This window comes from Tunturiibacter gelidiferens (assembly GCF_014201335.1).
GTDB lineage: Bacteria > Acidobacteriota > Terriglobia > Terriglobales > Acidobacteriaceae > Edaphobacter > Edaphobacter lichenicola_E.
Genome location: NZ_JACHEB010000004.1, coordinates 518,964 through 534,824 on the forward strand (window position 1 = coordinate 518,964; position 15,861 = coordinate 534,824).

General features: G+C 57.8%; 15 protein-coding genes. 6 read left to right on the plus strand and 9 right to left on the minus strand.

Annotated elements, in window-relative coordinates; translation table 11 throughout:
* Positions 1-8: 8 nt before the first annotated feature.
* Both HDF14_RS11065 and HDF14_RS11070 read right to left on the minus strand, forming a co-directional pair.
* Positions 9-518, minus strand: coding sequence for a DinB family protein (locus HDF14_RS11065; protein WP_183976437.1), 510 nt, complete (start codon positions 516-518; stop codon positions 9-11).
* A 157-nt stretch (positions 519-675) separates the two neighbouring features.
* Positions 676-1,437: an enoyl-ACP reductase FabI gene (locus tag HDF14_RS11070; protein ID WP_183976439.1), complete on the minus strand. Its 762-nt coding sequence runs from the start codon at positions 1,435-1,437 to the stop codon at positions 676-678.
* A gap of 137 nt (positions 1,438-1,574) precedes the next feature.
* Between HDF14_RS11070 and HDF14_RS11075 the strand changes: the two genes are divergently transcribed.
* Positions 1,575-2,891: a Gfo/Idh/MocA family protein gene (locus HDF14_RS11075; protein WP_260698179.1), complete on the plus strand. Its 1,317-nt coding sequence runs from the start codon at positions 1,575-1,577 to the stop codon at positions 2,889-2,891.
* On the opposite strand, the gene HDF14_RS11080 is transcribed toward HDF14_RS11075, so the two are convergent.
* The 5 genes from HDF14_RS11080 to HDF14_RS11100 form a co-directional block, all read right to left on the minus strand.
* Positions 2,888-3,265 carry an EVE domain-containing protein gene (locus HDF14_RS11080; protein ID WP_183976443.1) on the minus strand — a complete coding sequence of 126 codons (378 nt, stop codon included), beginning with the start codon at positions 3,263-3,265 and terminating at the stop codon, positions 2,888-2,890. The two genes, HDF14_RS11075 and HDF14_RS11080, sit on opposite strands and share 4 nt — an antisense overlap.
* A gap of 56 nt (positions 3,266-3,321) precedes the next feature.
* Positions 3,322-4,179, minus strand: coding sequence for a glutamate racemase (gene murI / locus HDF14_RS11085; RefSeq protein ID WP_183976445.1), 858 nt, complete (start codon positions 4,177-4,179; stop codon positions 3,322-3,324).
* A gap of 21 nt (positions 4,180-4,200) precedes the next feature.
* Positions 4,201-4,869 carry a GerMN domain-containing protein gene (locus tag HDF14_RS11090; protein ID WP_183976447.1) on the minus strand — a complete coding sequence of 223 codons (669 nt, stop codon included), beginning with the start codon at positions 4,867-4,869 and terminating at the stop codon, positions 4,201-4,203.
* Positions 4,866-5,585 carry an N-acetylmuramoyl-L-alanine amidase family protein gene (locus tag HDF14_RS11095; RefSeq protein WP_183976449.1) on the minus strand — a complete coding sequence of 240 codons (720 nt, stop codon included), beginning with the start codon at positions 5,583-5,585 and terminating at the stop codon, positions 4,866-4,868. Before HDF14_RS11095 ends, HDF14_RS11090 begins: the two co-directional genes overlap by 4 nt.
* Positions 5,586-5,819: 234 nt before the next feature.
* On the minus strand, positions 5,820-7,232 hold the full coding sequence (locus tag HDF14_RS11100) for a DUF1015 domain-containing protein (protein WP_183976451.1): 1,413 nt from the start codon (positions 7,230-7,232) through the stop codon (positions 5,820-5,822).
* Between the two features lie 281 nt (positions 7,233-7,513).
* Here HDF14_RS11100 and HDF14_RS11105 point away from each other — a divergent pair, with 281 nt between their 5' ends.
* From HDF14_RS11105 to HDF14_RS11125, 5 genes are all read left to right on the plus strand, one after another.
* On the plus strand, positions 7,514-8,644 hold the full coding sequence (locus HDF14_RS11105; RefSeq protein WP_260698180.1) for a VWA domain-containing protein: 1,131 nt from the start codon (positions 7,514-7,516) through the stop codon (positions 8,642-8,644).
* Complete coding sequence (locus tag HDF14_RS11110) at positions 8,628-9,776, plus strand: VWA domain-containing protein (RefSeq protein WP_260698181.1); 1,149 nt, start codon at positions 8,628-8,630, stop codon at positions 9,774-9,776. Before HDF14_RS11105 ends, HDF14_RS11110 begins: the two co-directional genes overlap by 17 nt.
* A 222-nt stretch (positions 9,777-9,998) precedes the next feature.
* The gene (locus tag HDF14_RS11115) at positions 9,999-10,925 is read left to right on the plus strand and encodes a PLP-dependent cysteine synthase family protein (protein WP_183976453.1); all 927 of its coding nucleotides are present in this window, start codon (positions 9,999-10,001) and stop codon (positions 10,923-10,925) included.
* A gap of 49 nt (positions 10,926-10,974) precedes the next feature.
* A complete protein-coding gene (locus HDF14_RS11120; protein WP_183976455.1) occupies positions 10,975-12,126 on the plus strand; it encodes a trans-sulfuration enzyme family protein in 1,152 nt (383 codons plus the stop codon).
* Positions 12,127-12,256: 130 nt separating this feature from the next.
* Positions 12,257-13,414 carry an acyl-CoA dehydrogenase gene (locus tag HDF14_RS11125; protein ID WP_183976457.1) on the plus strand — a complete coding sequence of 386 codons (1,158 nt, stop codon included), beginning with the start codon at positions 12,257-12,259 and terminating at the stop codon, positions 13,412-13,414.
* Between the two features lie 19 nt (positions 13,415-13,433).
* On the opposite strand, the gene HDF14_RS11130 is transcribed toward HDF14_RS11125, so the two are convergent.
* Both HDF14_RS11130 and HDF14_RS11135 read right to left on the minus strand, forming a co-directional pair.
* The gene (locus HDF14_RS11130) at positions 13,434-14,675 is read right to left on the minus strand and encodes a DUF5009 domain-containing protein (RefSeq protein WP_260698182.1); all 1,242 of its coding nucleotides are present in this window, start codon (positions 14,673-14,675) and stop codon (positions 13,434-13,436) included.
* Positions 14,672-15,856: a glycoside hydrolase family 18 protein gene (locus tag HDF14_RS11135; protein ID WP_260698183.1), complete on the minus strand. Its 1,185-nt coding sequence runs from the start codon at positions 15,854-15,856 to the stop codon at positions 14,672-14,674. Before HDF14_RS11135 ends, HDF14_RS11130 begins: the two co-directional genes overlap by 4 nt.
* Positions 15,857-15,861: the final 5 nt, after the last annotated feature.

Sequence of the window (15,861 nt, forward strand, 5' to 3'; positions counted from 1 at the left end):
GATTGCTCTCAGGCTGACCACTGCTCGTCGGCGGAGGGGCCGTAGAGTGCGGGGACGGGAATGTCGTTGAGGCGGAGATAGACGCCTAGTTGCGCGGTGTGGTGGATGAGGTGGTCGAAGCACATCTGGCGGAAGGATTGTGAGCGCGGGTTGTGGGAGATGATTTTGTCGCCGTAAGAGAACTTCCAGAGTTTTGAGAGATGCTCATCGCTCGCAGCGGCAAGTGAGGCCCGGCACTTCGCAGAGCTTTCGTCGAGTTGTTTCAGCGAATTGTCGCGTGTGGTGAACTCGAAGGACATTTGTGATCGTTTTGAGTTGGCCATGTCCATTCCGTCGTCTTCGAGGATGTAGTGGCCGAACATGAGGATGGTGGCGCAGTGCATGGCGAGCTTGCCGAAGGGCATCGATTTGTCGTGACACTTCCAGTCGTTTTTGCCTTCGGGGACGCGCTCCAGGGTGCGGCGGGTGTTGGAGACCTCGGTGTCGAAGTCCTGGAGGAGAATTTCTGAGATGGTCATGAATGGCTCCTTCGAATAGGAGTGAAGGATACAGGAATCGGGTTGCCGCCCGATTAAGACAAATGCAAAATGTGGAGGGTCCCTCCACTGCGCAGCGGACGATAAGACTGCCCGCTGCTTCGGCCGAGATGACGGTGGTTTTTGGGGTTGATTTGTTTTAGAGGCCGGTGACGTTGAAGCCGCAGTCTACGAATGTGATTTCGCCGGTGATGCCGCTGGCAAGGTCGCTCGAGAGGAATATGGCTGCGTTGCCGACTTCTAATGCGTCGACGTTCCGGTGGAGCGGGGCGCGTTGTTCGACTGCGGTAAGGATGCTGGTGAAGTCGCTGATGCCGCGCGCGGCGAGGGTCTTGATGGGGCCAGCGGAGATGGCGTTGACACGGATTTTTTTTGCACCGAGGTCGGAGGCGAGGTAGCGGACGGCGGCTTCGAGACCGGCTTTGGCGACGCCCATGATGTTGTAGTTGGGGAAGACTTTTTCTGCTCCGTAGTAGGTGAGGGTGAGGATGGAGCTGCCTTCGGCCATCAAGGGCTCTGCAGCGCGAGCGAGGGCGATGAGGGAGTAGACGCTGATGTCGTGAGCGATGCGGAAGTCTTCGCGGGCGGTGTTGAGGACGTTGTTCTTGATGTTGGGAGCGAAGCCGATGGAGTGGACGAGAATGTCGATTTTTCCGTAGGCGGATTTGAGTTGCTCGAAGACGTTGTCGATGTCGGCGTCGATGGAGACGTCGCAACGGAAGGTCTTGGTGTTGGGCAGGTCGGCGGCGAGCTCTTCGGCTTCGCGCTGGAGGCGTTCGTTCTGGTAGCAGATGGCTAGGGTGGCGCCGGCTTCGGAGAGCTTCTGGGCGATGCCCCAGGCGATGCTGCGTTTGTTGGCGAGGCCGAAGACGACGGCCACTTTGCCTTTGAGATCAATCATGATGTTCGGTGTCTCCTGTTCGAATACGCAAGATTGAGGATACCAGCGTATCCGGTGGCGCGAATACTGTTCGGCACGGTGACGCATGATGGCGCATCGTGGTCTATGCTGGATTCGCAGCTAAGGAGACCATGGGTATGTCGGAGTTTTCACGGAGACGGTTTTTGCAGACGGGTAGTGGGTTGGCGATGTCAGCGGTTTTGCCGGGTGCGGTGGCGCTTGGGGAAGAACAGGCGCAGCCAGTGGCGAGCGGGGACCGGGTGCGGTTTGCGAGCATTGGAGTAGGGATTCAAGGATCCCAGTTGCTGAGGAATGCTGTGAGTCTGCCGCAGGCGCAGTGTGTGGCGGCGTGTGATCTGTACGACGGGCGGCATACGCTGGCGAAGGAGATCGCCGGGGCGAACATCAAGACGACGCGACGGTATCAGGATATTCTCGAGGACAAGGATATTGAGGCGGTGATTGTTGCGGTGCCGGATCACTGGCATAAGCAGGTGACTGTCGATGCGATTCGCGCCGGGAAGGATGTGCACTGTGAGAAGCCGATGGCGCACACGATCGCCGAGGGCGAGGAGATGGTTGCGGCGGTGAAGGGGAGCAAGAACTTTGTGCAGGTGGGTTCGCAGAGGGTGAGTTCGAAGGTGTTTGCGAAGGCGAAGGAGTTGTATGACTCGGGCGCGATTGGAGAGGTGCATCAGGTGGAGTTGCAGCTGGGGAGGAACTCGCCTGGTGGGGCGTGGGTTTATCCTCCGCCGCTTGATCTGTCGCCGGAGACGCTGGATTGGGTGACGTGGCAGGGGACCGCGCCTAAGAAGGCGTTCGACCCGATTGCGTTTGCGCGGTGGCGTGCGTTTCATGAGTACGGCACGGGCATGGCGGGTGATCTGATGGTGCATCTGTTGACCGGAATGCAATTTGTAACTGGCATCAACGCAATTCCAGATCGGGCTTATTCGATGGGGGGGATCTATCGCTGGAAGGATGGGCGGAATATGCCGGACTTGATGGTGACCTCGTTTGAGTATGGCAATGTGCCGGTGACGGTACGGCTGACGCTGGGGACGGAGACGCCAGAGGTGACTCGGGTGATGGGGCCGAAGGGCGTTATTGAGATCTCGAATACCAACACTGTGACGCTGATTCCTGAGCTGGGCGTGGATCGCTCGCCGGCTTATGGGATCAATGGGTTTCCGGCAGCGATGCATGCGCAGTATGAGAAGCAGTGGCATGCCGAGCATGATGCGTTTCTGGCGGAGCATCCGCTGGATGACACGATGATGTGGAAGGGGCCGTCGTGGGATGAGCTGAGGCCGCACCTGGCTACGTTCTTCGATGCCGTGAGGTCACGGAAGCCTGTGGTGGAGGACGTGGTGTTTGGCCATCATGCGGCGGCGGCCTGCCACATGGCGAACGCTTCATACTTCGAGAAGAAGGTGATCTTGAAGACTGCCTAAGTGGTGAGCCAGTCGTACTGCGCGTCGGTGAGAGGGACGACGGAGAGGCGGAACTGGCGGAACAGGATGGAGTCTTTGAAGACGGAGGCGGTGCGCATGTCGGCGAGAGGCTTCTCGGCTTTGAGCCGCCTAACCGGCTTGATGCGGACTTGTGGGTTTTTGGGATCGGCGGCGTCGACGGAGACTACTTTCGCCAAGCCCACGGCCGCTTTGCCGATGTTGGAGTGATAGATGACCAGCTGTTCGCCCTTTTTCATGCCGCGGAGATAGAGCAGAGCCTGAGGGTTGGAAATACCGTCCCAGGTGGTCTCGCCATCGCGCTCGAGGTCGTCGAAGGAGTATTTGTTAGGTTCGGTTTTTAGCAGGAATGCCATTTTGTTTGTCTCTTTTCGTTGAGGTCAACAATAACTTGCGCGTGGCCGGATCTAGTTTAGCCCCCGAGATCGATGAGATTTACTTCGGCGACGGGCTGGCCGAGAAAGTTGGAGCCGAGGCGTTGGAATTTTTCGATGGAGTCGGTGGCGTAGAAGGTGCAGGTGGGTTTGGCGTCGCTGGTTCGATCGGGAAACTGCTGGGCTACGAGGGCGGCGGTGGCTCGGGCGGCGGCGTCGGCGGAGTCGATGATGGTGAGGGGGTGGCCGATGGCGTCGAGGGTTCGGTGGATGGCTTGTTCGATGAGAGGGTAGTGGGTGCAGCCGAGCAGGAGGGTTTGGGTTGCCGGGGCAGCAGCCAGGGCTTCGGTGAGGTAGATCTTCAGGACGTCATCGGTGACGGGATGGTTGGTCCAACCTTCTTCGACAAGAGGGACGAGAAGGGGACAGGCCTTTTCGCTGGCTTCGAGGCCAAGGGTGTGTAGGGCGTGGGTGTAGGCGTGGGATTGGACCGTAGCGGAGGTGGCGAGGACGAGGACGTGATGTGGGCCGACGGGGAAGCTTGAGGTGGTTAGGGCAGCTTGGGCTCCGGGTTCGACTACTCCGATGACGGGGATGGGAAGGGCTTGTTGGATGTCTTCGAGGGCCAGTGCGGTGGCGGTGTTGCAGGCGATGACGAGGAGGTCGGCGCCCTGGGTGTGGAGGAACTTTGCGCTGGAGACGGCGTACCTTGCGACAGTCTCGCGAGACTTGGAGCCGTAGGGGAGACGGGCGGTGTCGCCGAGGAAGATGTAATGCGCGTCGGGGATGAGGGGGAGAAGCGCCCGGAGTACGGTGAGGCCGCCGAAGCCAGAGTCGAAGACGCCAATGGTGAGGGACTTTGCGGTGTTTGGTTGGGCTGAGGGGCTTTCGGTCATGGCTGTTTTTATAGCTTTCGGTTATAGCTGAGGAGTTTCGGTCGGTGGGGCCGGGTGGACGGTAGTGTCGACCGCTGGGTAGGTGCGAAGGAGGTCGGCGTGACCGGCAAGGGTGTCGTGAGGCTGGCCGTCGACGAGGAAACGGATACTGGTGACCTCGGGGAGAGCGGCATGGAGAGTGCCGATGATCGATTGCAGGGTGAGGGCTTCGACCTGAATGCCTGAGGGGTGGTTGTCTACGAAAGAGCCGCGGAGATTGACGATAGCCAACTGTCTGGCTTGCGGCGAGCTAACCGGGATAGAACTCGTTGAGGGTTTGTCGGGACCGTTGGTTGGTTCGCCGAGCAGGAAGACGTCATCGACAGCGAGGCCGCTTTGGAGTGGATGTTTGGAGGTGGGGAGGGAGTAGGCAGAGAGGAGGTGATCGAGCAGGGTGCGGGCGCGGAGAGTGGGAGCCTGAGGCAGGGCGAGGGATTCGGTGGTTGGTGTGATGGAGGCGTCAGTGTCGTTGGCGAGGTAGAGGGTTACGTCTTCGGTGCTGGTGGCTGTGGGGGCAGCGATCGGGGTGGCGTCGTTGAGGGCGGCGAGGCGCTTGTGGGCTTGCTGGCAGCCGCGGAGCAGGAAGGCGGACATGAGGAAGATGCCGGCGAAGAGGCTCCAGAAGAGAATGCGCTGGTAGCGGGGGATCATCGAGTGACTCCGACCGGGGCGCCCAGGTTTCTGCGCCAGGTTGTGAGGCCGGTGGCGATGGCCTGGGCTATTTGCTGCTGGTAGTTGGCGTCGCTTACGGGGGTTGTGTCACCGTCGTCGGGGGTAAGGGGGGCGATCTCGATGGCGATGGCAGGGCAGGTAAAGTTGTCGAGAGGGCGAAGGGAGGCACGGGTGAGCAGGACGGGGAGCCTGGCGTGAAGGAGAGCGAGGCCGAGGGTGTTGGCTAAGGCCACGCTTTGGGGGATGGAGGCGGATTGAGCGGTGTCCCAGGGAATCGCGTGGCGGGTGTCAGCGTAGTTGTCGTCGGGCGGGGCGAGGTCGGAGGTGATGATGTGGATGCCGTTGCCGCCGGCGGTGGCGTGGAGGATGAGGCAGGCGGTTGGGTGGGAGTGGTTGGCTATTTCGGCGCGCTGGTCTGTGGTGAAGGCGGCTGAAGGGTCGGAGTCGCGGGTGGTGATGACGGAGAAGCCGCTGCTGGAGAGGACGGCGCGGAGGCGAGCGGCGAAGGAGAGAGTGACGGTCTTTTCGGGGAGATTGTCGGAGAGACGGGCGCCGGGATCGGAGCCGCCGTGGGCTGGGTCGAGGAAGATGACGGTGCGAGGAAGGGGCTGCTGGGCTGAGACGGGAAGGGCGGCGAGGCTCGTCAGGAATGCGAGGAGGAGGCGCGCGGCGATGGGCTTAGCGGGGAGAGTCAAGGGATAGTGTGTGGTCGCGGGTTTGATTGTAAATGGCGGATAAGGATGTGTGGGTTACCGTCAGAAGTGATGCGTGGGAAGACCAAAGCGAAATCCAAGGGTTTCTCCACTGCGGCGCTCACGATGAGACTGTGAGCGCCTTCGGTTGAGATGACGGTTTCTGATTTCACGCGGAGAGAAAAACGCCCGACACCATCCTCTGAAGTGGGTTTCCTGTCTTGTAAGGCGGGTTAGTTAGTCGAGGGCGTAGATGGCAAGGCCGCTGAGGAGTTTGGGGTAGAAGTCGGTGGATTTTTGGGGCATGACGTCGCCGGAGAGCGAGATGTCGCGGAGTTGGTCGAGGGTGATTGGCTTGATGAGGAAGGCGATGTCGGCATCGCCGCTGGTGACCAGAGCGGTGGCTTCGGAGGCCTCGCGGATGTAGCGGACGTTGCCGAGGCGGGTGATGGTGTCCTGATCGAGGCCGAGGAGCTTGTCGAGGATGATGGAGTGGAGCTGGACGACGTCGAGCTGCGCCTGGCGAGGTGAGATGCCTTTGAGGGCTTGCGCGATAACGTCGGGCTTTGGAGTCATGAGATAGTTGCCGTCGCCGGTTGCGGCGAGGAAGGCGGTGCCGTGGGTGGTGTTGAGGGCGGCTAGATCGGGGCTGTCGAGCTCTTTGACGTTAAAGAAAGCGCTGGCTTTGGTGACGAAGTCGGGCGAACTGAAGCTGGGCAGGCCGTGGACGACGCGATGAGTGGGCAGGATGGTGATTCCGGGGGCGTCCATGTTAACGAAGGTCATCATCATGGCTGCTTCGGGGAAGGCGGGGGTGGGAAGGGTGGAGCGGGTGTCTCCGTCGGCGATGACCGAGGGTGAGCCGTCCTCGTCGCCGGGGATGGGTTGTTTGAATGGGAGTTTGAGTTGGGCAGAACGCTCCTTAGCGTAGGCGACGGAGGTCTCGTAGCGGTGATGGCCGTCGGCGATGATGAGCTTTTTGTCCGCCATGGCTGTGAGGAGCAGATTGATGATGCCGGGATCGGAGATCTTCCAGAGGCGGTGGACGACGTTGTACTCGTCGGTGATGGCGAGGTCGGCTGGGGCGGTGTCCGGGCCATTGGGGCCGCTGGCGCCGAAAATTAGTTTTTCAGCGGTGAAGGCGGGGTCGGAGTAGAGCATGTAAATCTGCTCGCAGTAGGCGCGGGTGGCCTTGAAGAGGGCGAGGCGGTCGGACTTGTGCTTGGGGAAGGTCTGCTCGTGGCGGTAGACGACTTTGTCGGCGTAGTCATAGAGGTGGCCGAGGGCGATGAAGCCGCGGCGTTCGCGGGTTTCGCTCGTGCCAGGAACTTCGTAGGTCTGGGAGTAGCCGTAGACGGCAGGTTCGGACTCTTCGGCGAGGACGCGGTCGTGGCGCCAGTCGCGGAGGGTTTCGGCGGCGCGGGTGTAGACGTTGTGTGCCTGCTCGCCTGCAGGGAGGAAGTCCTGGGGATCGGTATCGCCGGGCTCGTGTTTGCCGAGAATGACGCGGATGAGATTGTAGGGGCTGGCTTCGTAGTAGCGCTGCTGCATGGCCGGGGTGATCTTATCGTAGGGCTGGGTGACGACGTCTTCCATGTTGACGCGGGCGGGGTCGTAACGGAGGGCGCGGAAAGGGTAGAGACGGGCCATGCTTCGAGGTTTCTCCAGACTTGGGATATGAGGTGATTGTACGGGTTGGAGTGTGAAAGACAGAGGAAGAAGGGTTAGGTCGAATCCGGAAGCGCACGGAGAACGTTGAGGAGACAGAAGTACGACGTTCTCACAAGGAAATGATGACAAAAGGGGTTGACACGGGGTCTATTATCTTCAGAACGCAAGAACTGATGGACTTTAGCGGTCTGGGTAAGTTGACTATCGCGGAGACGATGTGAAGTCCTCACTGAGGTTACGACTGATTGTCGTGAGGACACATGGGTGCCAAGATGGAAATCAACACGCGAAACAGAGTGGATGAGGGTAGTAGGCTGAGAGGTTCGCAGTCAGGCCGGCGGATAGCGCGGCGAGCTATCTGGGTTGTTGCGACGTTGCTCTGGGTGGGGCTATGGGCTTCGGCAGGGAGCGGAGTTTGCGGTGCGCAGGAGCAGGAGAATCCGCTGGATGTAGTGCATACGCCAACGCCTCCTCCACCGCCGAAAACGCCAGAAGAAAAAAAACCTGTCATTGAAGGAGCGGCAAATGCAGCTGCGCTGGCAACCTCGAGGCGTGACGCGCGCATTCGTGTGGACGTGAATCTGGTGCTGATTCCCGCGACCGTGACCGATCCGATGAACCGTTTGGTCACGGGGTTGGAGAAGGAAAACTTTGAAGTCTACGACAACAACATAGGGCAGGTGATTAAGAGCTTTTCGACGCAGGACGCGCCGGTGACGATCGGGGTCATCTTCGACCTGAGCGGAAGTATGTCGTCGAAGTTTGTGCGGGCGCGGAAGGCGTTGAGTGAGTTTTTGAGGACGTCGAATCCACAGGATGAGTTTTTTGTGGTGGGCTTCAACGATCGGCCAGCCGTGATTGTGGACTACACGTCGGATGTGGACGACGTCGAGGCGCGGATGGTGATGTTGAAGCCGGAGAATCGGACGGCGTTGATCGATGCGATCTATCTTGGCGTGGATAAATTGAAGCAGGCGAAGTATGAACGCAAGGCGTTGCTGATCATCTCCGATGGGGGGGACAACCGGAGCCGCTATACCGAAGGCGAGTTGCGGCGGGTGGTGCGGGAAAGCGATGTTCAGATATATTCGATCGGTATCTTCGACCAGTATGCCCCGACGACCGAGGAGCAGCTAGGGCCGCTTCTGCTGACTGATATCTGCGACATGACAGGGGGACGGATGTTCCGGGTGTCGGAACTAGGGGACCTGGGGGATATTGCTTCACGGATCAGTGCCGAGCTGAGAAATGAATATGTGATTGGGTATCGGCCTTCTGAGGTGAAGCAGGATGGAAACTGGCGTAAATTGAAGATACGACTCGTTCCGCCGCCAGGGCTTCCAAACCTGACGGTACATAATCGCCAGGGGTACTATGCACCTTCGCAGTAAGAGTTTTTCATTGGGTATGGCCGCCGCGGGGTGGTTGGCGCTGCTGCCGGGTGGGGTGGGCGGATGGGCCCAGACGTCTCCACAGACAGCCGCGAAACAACGGCCCGCATCGCAACAGCCTTCGCTGACTATCGATCGCGATCCTGTGGCTTCGCCGGATCCAGACGCGCCTGCGCAGAGCCAGACTGGCGCGCCGCAGGGTGTGGGAGCCGGTGGCGCAATCTCTCGTGAGGGCGGCAAGTACACGCTGCGACAGGATGCTTACGAAGTCCGGTTGAACGCGACTGTGCTCGATGGGAGCGGACGCTCGGTTCAGACGCTGGATAAGGACGCGTTTCACATTTATGAAGATGGCGTACCGCAGACGATCAACTCGTTTCGGCATGAGGATTTGCCGGTTTCGCTGGGGCTGCTGATCGATAGTTCAGGATCGATGTATGACAAGCGGGTTTCGGTGGATAAGGCCTCGCTGGATTTTGTAAAGCTGTCGAATCCGGAAGATGAAGAGTTTCTGGTTGACTTCTCGTGGGAGGCGTTCATCGACCAGGACTTTACGAACAATATCGACAAGCTGCAACAAGGGTTGGGATATATCAAGTCAAGCGGTGGAACGGCGATCTACGATGCGCTGGTGGCTTCTGCGGACTATTTAAGCAAGAACGCGAAACATCCGAAGCAGGTGCTGCTTGTGATTACGGATGGCGAAGACAACGCCTCGAGCGCGACACTGGAACAGACGATTCGGAGGATTCAGGATCTGGATGGGCCGGTGATCTACTGCGTGGGATTGTTGTTTGGCGACGATACCGATAAACGCGAATCGCGGCATGCGCGCAGAGTTTTGGAGACTCTCGCGGAACAGACGGGCGGAGCGGCGTACTTTCCGAAGTCGGTGAGAGAAGTGGATGCGATTGCTGCGGAAGTGGCGCAGGATATTCGCACCCAGTACACGATCTCGTATCACTCGACGAAATCGCCCACGCTGGGCGGGTATCGTGAGGTGCACGTAGAGGCGAAGTCGAAGAACTTCGGGAGGCTTTCGGTGCGGACGCGAACAGGGTACTACCCGAGAGTGGTCGCGGATGCGAGCAAAGGCGCCAGCGCGGGTTTTAGTGCAGGGAGCAAGCCTTGATCGGGTAGAGGCTATCAGCTGCAAGGTCCGGGCTGGAAAATCTTCTCTTCCTCAATTCTTTTAGATGGCAGTGTTTACCCTTTAGCGGGGGTACATCCACTACTTCAGAACTGCTGGCTTCAGAAAAGAGATTCTGATGCTTGCAGGAAAGGTATGGTCGTGAAGTGAGATGATGTCGAAGGCTTCCAGAAGGAGGTCCCAGGAAAGGCAGAGGGTTGGTTGATGAAGGTTGTGGAGAGCATATTGGAGCTGGTGGGGCAGACGCCGATGGTGCGGTTGCGGCGACTTGAGTCAGGAAGCGGCAGTGAGAACTGCGCGGAGATCTGGGCAAAGTTGGAGTATTTGAATCCTGGTGGAAGTATTAAGGACAGGGCGGCGTTAGGGATTGTGCTGGATGCGGAGCGCCGCGGAGTGTTGAAGCCGGGCGGAACGATCGTAGAGGCGACAGCGGGGAATACAGGCGTTGGGTTGGCGCTGATTGGCGTAAATCGCGGATACAAGGTGATGCTGTATGTGCCGGAGCAGTTTGCCGAGGAGAAGTGCAAGCTGATGCGTGGGCTCGGGGCGACGGTGGTGCGGACGCCAGAGGATGAGGGCATGGCAGGCGCGATTCGAAGGGCGCTGCAATTCGAAAAAGAGACGCCGGGAGCGTTCGCTGCGCTGCAATTTGAGAATCCGGCGAATCCTGATTTCCATGAGGAGACGACGGCGGTCGAGATCTGGGAGCAGATGGAAGGCCGCGTGGACGCCTGGGTTTCGGGAGTGGGCTCGGCGGGAACATTTACCGGGGTGGCTCGGTTTTTCAAGAAGAAGCGAGCGGAGACTTTGACCGTTGCCGTGGAGCCACAGGGCAGTGTGCTGGAAGGCGGAGAGCCGGGACCGCATAAGGTGGAGGGTATCGGGGTTTCATTTATTCCTGCAACGTTTGACCGCTCCGTATGTGATCGCGTGATGATGGTGATGGATGAGCCGGCGTTGGAGATGGTTAGGCGGTTGGCTGCGGAAGAGGGTGTGTTCGCGGGGTCCAGCGCAGGTGCGATGTTGTGCGCGACAGTTGACGTGGCGAAAGAACTTGGAAGAGGCAAGAGAGTGGTGACGGTGATCCCGGATTCGGCGGAGCGGTATCTGTCAAAGGGTCTGTTGGATTGATTTTTCAGATTTGAATTGATTGTGATTGTTGAGGTTACAAATGAAGGAAATGAAGAAACGACCTGGATTTGCAACGCGGGCGATCCATGATGGGCAGGCTCCGGATGAGTTGACCGGGGCGGTGAATGTACCGATCTATCTGACCTCGACGTATCAGCAGGAGGAGATCGGGAAGAACAAAGGGCATGAGTATGCGCGGCTGACTAACCCTACGCGGGATGCGTTGGAGGTGAGTCTGTGCTCTTTGGAGGGCGGAACGAGTGCTCACGTGTTCGGCAGTGGAATGGCTGCGATTACGGCGTTGTGCACGATGATGAAGTCGGGCGACCACGTGGTCTGCTCGGACAACGTGTACGGCGGGACTGGACGCTTGTTCGACAAAGTACTGACGAACTATGGGCTGACCTTTACCTACGTCGACACGAGTGTGGCGGAGAATGTAGCTGCTGCGATCACGCCGGCGACGAAGTTGGTCCATATCGAGACGCCGACGAATCCGATGATGTCGCTGACGGATATTGAGGCTGTGGCGAAGATCTGTCATGCGAAGGGTGTGGAGTTGAGTGTCGACAATACGTTCCTGTCCCCGTATCTGCAGCAGCCGATCGCGCTGGGAGCAGATATCGTGATGCACTCGACGACGAAGTTTTTGAATGGCCACTCGGATGGGCTGGGCGGTGTGCTGGTTTGCACGAAGCCGGAACACGCGGAAACGTTTCGGTTCGTGCAGAAGTGTACAGGCGGAATCATGTCACCGTTTGAAAGTTATCTGCTGCTGCGCGGGGTGAAGACCCTGGCTGTGCGGATGAAGCAGCATGATGCAAACGGGCGCGTGGTTGCGGATTTCTTAAAGAGCCATGCGAAGGTCCAACAGGTGTTTTATCCAGGATTGGCGGAGCATCCCCAACACGAACTGGCGAAGCGACAGCAGAATGGATTTGGGTCAATGATCTCGATGGAACTGGGGTCGCTGAAAAATGCGAATGCATTTGCCAAGACGTTGCGCCTCGGACTGCTCGCGGAGTCGTTGGGAGGAGTAGAGACGCTGATCTGTCATCCGGCCACTATGACGCATGCTGCGGTGGGAGCGGAGGGTCGCGCGCGTCTGGGGATTACAGATGGATTGATGCGGGTTTCGGTGGGGATTGAGGATGTGGAAGATATCGTCGCGGATCTAGGACAGGCTTTGGATCAAATTTAGGTCTTTTTGATTTGAACTGCAGGGCGCGGGCTTAAGGGTCCGCGCTCTTCTTGTTGTAGTGAGCGACGTGCCAGAGTATGCATGGATGTGATACATGTATTAGCGCAGGTTATAAAGCTTTGGAGGGTGCATGTTTGGATTAACCGATGAGCAGAAGCAGTTGCAGAGCGCAGTACGGGCCTTTGCGGAGGGCGAAGTTGGCCCGCACGTTTCGGAGTGGGACGAGAAGAGCGAGTTCCCGCACGAAGTGGTGAAGAAGCTTGGAGAGATGGGTCTGCTGGGTGTGATATTTCCCGAATCATTGGGCGGGGCCGGCATGGGCTACGTGGAGTATGTACTGGCGATTGAAGAGCTTTCGCGCGTAGACGGCAGCGTAGGGATCATTGTGGCGGCGCATAATTCGCTGTGCACGAACCACATCATGCTAGGTGGGAACGACGAGCAGAGGAAGCGGTGGATTCCGAAGCTGGCGAGTGGTCAGTGGCTTGGGGCGTGGGGTTTGACGGAGCCCGGGTCTGGCTCCGATGCTGGGGGCGCGCGCACTACTGCTGTGAAGCGTGGCGATAAGTGGGTGCTGAATGGGAGTAAGACGTTCATCACGAATGGGACGTATGCAAATTGCGCGGTAGTGCTAGCAGTAACGGATAAGGAGAAGGGAACCCGTGGAGGAATCTCGGCGTTCGTGGTGGAGCGCGGGACGAAAGGGTTTCGGTCGGGGCGGAAGGAGAACAAGCTTGGTTTGCGGGCGAGCGATACAGCAGAGCTGATCTTCGAAGACTGCGAAATCCCGGCGGAGAATCTTGTTGGTAAGGAAGGCGATGGCTTCAAAGATGCAATGCGCGTGCTCGATGGTGGGAGAATTTCGATTGCGGCGCTAAGTTTGGGGATGGCACGCGGAGCGCTTGATGCTGCGATGAAATATGCGCAGGAGAGACGACAGTTCGGCAAGACGATCAGTGAGTTTCAGGCGATTCAGTTCAAGCTGGCCGATATGGCGACCGAACTGGATGCGGCGTGGCTGTTGACGATGCGTGCGGCACAGATGAAGGACGCAGGGAAGAAAGTGACTCTGGAGTCTGCAATGGCAAAGCTGTATGCGAGCGAGGCTGCATGCAGGATCTGCGATGAAGGTCTGCAGATACATGGCGGATATGGATTCATCAAGGACTATCCAGCAGAGAAGTTTTACCGGGATGTGCGGCTGTGTCCGATTGGTGAAGGCACAAGTGAGATTCAGCGTATGGTGATTGCCCGGGAGCTGCTCGGAAAGAGCCCTAGTCGTGGCTAGTCGCGACGCCCTGTGATTCCTAGATCTGCAATCTTAGCTTCCATCTGGTGAGCAGTGCAGAGAGCGCCAGAATCAGACCAGTGAAGATGAGGCACCTCAGTACGCCGAGGAGACCGTAGTTGGCATGTTCTGCAAAGTATGTGAAGCCACAAGCGGAGACGATGAAGAAGTAGAAGTCTGGGAGCAGATAGGTGAGGAGTGTGTTCTCGCCCGCGGGGCGTGCGAATACGGCCCAGCGTACCGCTCGCCTAACGTCGCAGATCCAATAGAGGAGGGTGAAAAGCAGCACGCTGCAGCTGATGCTGTAGAGACACCAAGTTGGAGTGGCGCGGATCTTCGAGATGCCCAGGGGAGTCAGAAGCCATCCGCAGAAGAACGTGACGACACTAAAGAGGATGGCGACGGTAGACTTCTGCCGAAATGTGTTCCATCGGAGACCGTGGCTGTTCACAAAGATGCTTGAGGTGACGACGCCGGCCAGTGCGATCGATGCCATGGCACCGTTGCCCCATGGCCAGATGTACAGGGGGAGATGGCGTGGGAACGGAATCCACTTCGCCGTTAATGCGATACAAAGGATCGTCATAGCGGCGAACCACGCCAGCGGCGCCCAGTTCCATCGTCGCGTTGCGATATAGAGGATAGAGACTGCCAGGTAGGTCCAGCCGAGCAGGCCTAGAATCTCGGGGTATGACGTGGAAATCCAGGCTGCATGTCCGTCGGTCGTGGTGCGGCGAAAGATGGCAAACATCGCCACCATCAGTGCCAGCCCGGAGAATCGCAGAATTCGAAACAATGGCTGATAGCGTTCAGTGCGTGGATACACGTTCCAGAATAAGACGGCACCGCTGAGCGCGAGGATGGTCCACATTATCGGACCTATCCCCATGAGCGCTCGACTTCCCAGTTCCGCGTTCGCGAGAATAAGTCCGAGGAGGACCAAAGCGATGGTGCGGAGCATGATATGTAGCCAGAGGGCTGGCACGGATGAATTCTTACGGAGTCGATGTTCCAGAGCTATGGGGATCGTCATCCCAAGGATGAATAGAAAGGCCGGAAACACCATATCTACGTAGGTCATCGCATCGACCTTTGCAGGAGCGTGATAGTTCCACCACGGGAGACCCTTGACCTCGGCCAGTTCGTTGACAAAGATCATCAAGGTCATCGTTAGCCCGCGGAATATATCGATGGACGCGACACGTTGAGCGCGAATCGTGTTTGTTGCATTCGCTTGGAGGAGTTCCATCGATGGATTCATCGCGTCTCCGTAGTTGTTGTGGCTTCACTTCGCAGGCCCGCATTGATCGCATCAAGGAGAGTGTTGGCAGAATCACCGGTGTACTCCCAGAACATGACGCCTGCCAATTTGTGATCAATCACGTACTCGCATTTTTTCTTTAGTGATTCGGGGTCGTCATACGATATGAAAGTTTGAGTGTCGTGATTGTAAAGATATGGGGCAGATGCATCGGTGTCCCAATAGCGTGAGTAACCACTATTCTGCAGACTGATTAACGCGCTGAATGGGAGATAGGTGTTGGGTGCTTCCTTTCCAGGTTGAAAGAGTCCGTGGTTCTGATCCGGAACCTGCGTCCAGCCCTTCCCGTAGAAAGGCACGCCAAGCACGAGTTTTCCCTGAGGCACACCGGCGCTCTCATATTCGTGCACAGTGCGGTCGGCTGAGATCTTCTTCGGATCGGCTGGGTTGGTGAACAGCGGCGCATGGTGTCCGGTGGTTTTGTCCCAGCTCGGAACGTAGTAGTCGTACGACATCAGGTTGACCGTGTCCACATATCTTTGAACTTTGTCCATCTCGGTATGCTCGAGGAACTCGGTCGAGGCGCCGGTTGCGATGGACGTCACCAGATGTCGATGGAGTTTCTTTTGTTCTTTATCGAATCGTGCCCTCAGCTCTTTGAGTAAAAGTGTGTAGTTTTGCTTGTCTTCAGGACGAAATCGATGATTATCGCCGGCCATTCCGGGGTATTCCCAATCGATATCAACGCCATCGAGCTCGTATTTTTCGACGAATTTCACTGCGCTTTCGATGAAGAGCTTTCTACTCTGCTTCGTTAGAGCGATATCGGAAAAGTCGCCGGACCACGTCCATCCGCCGACCGAGACCACTACGGTCAAAGAAGAATTGTCTCGTTTTAGAGAGTTGAGCACAGCGAAGTTTTCTGCGTCGTGCGCAAAGCCCTCTACGATTTGACTGTTCTGTAGATTGGCAAAGGCGTAGTTGATTCGCGTCAACTTTGCTGCAGATACTTCCTGCGGAGCGATGATCCTATCCTTTGGAAAGATGTAAGCAATGATCTCCTTCTTCTGTGCGGGAGATATCGCTGCTCGCAGATGAAGGGTGAAGCACATAGACAGAATAAGGACAGCCAGGCAAGAAGAGAGGACGCGAAGTAATAAAGGGTTTGAAATACGCTTCATGGATT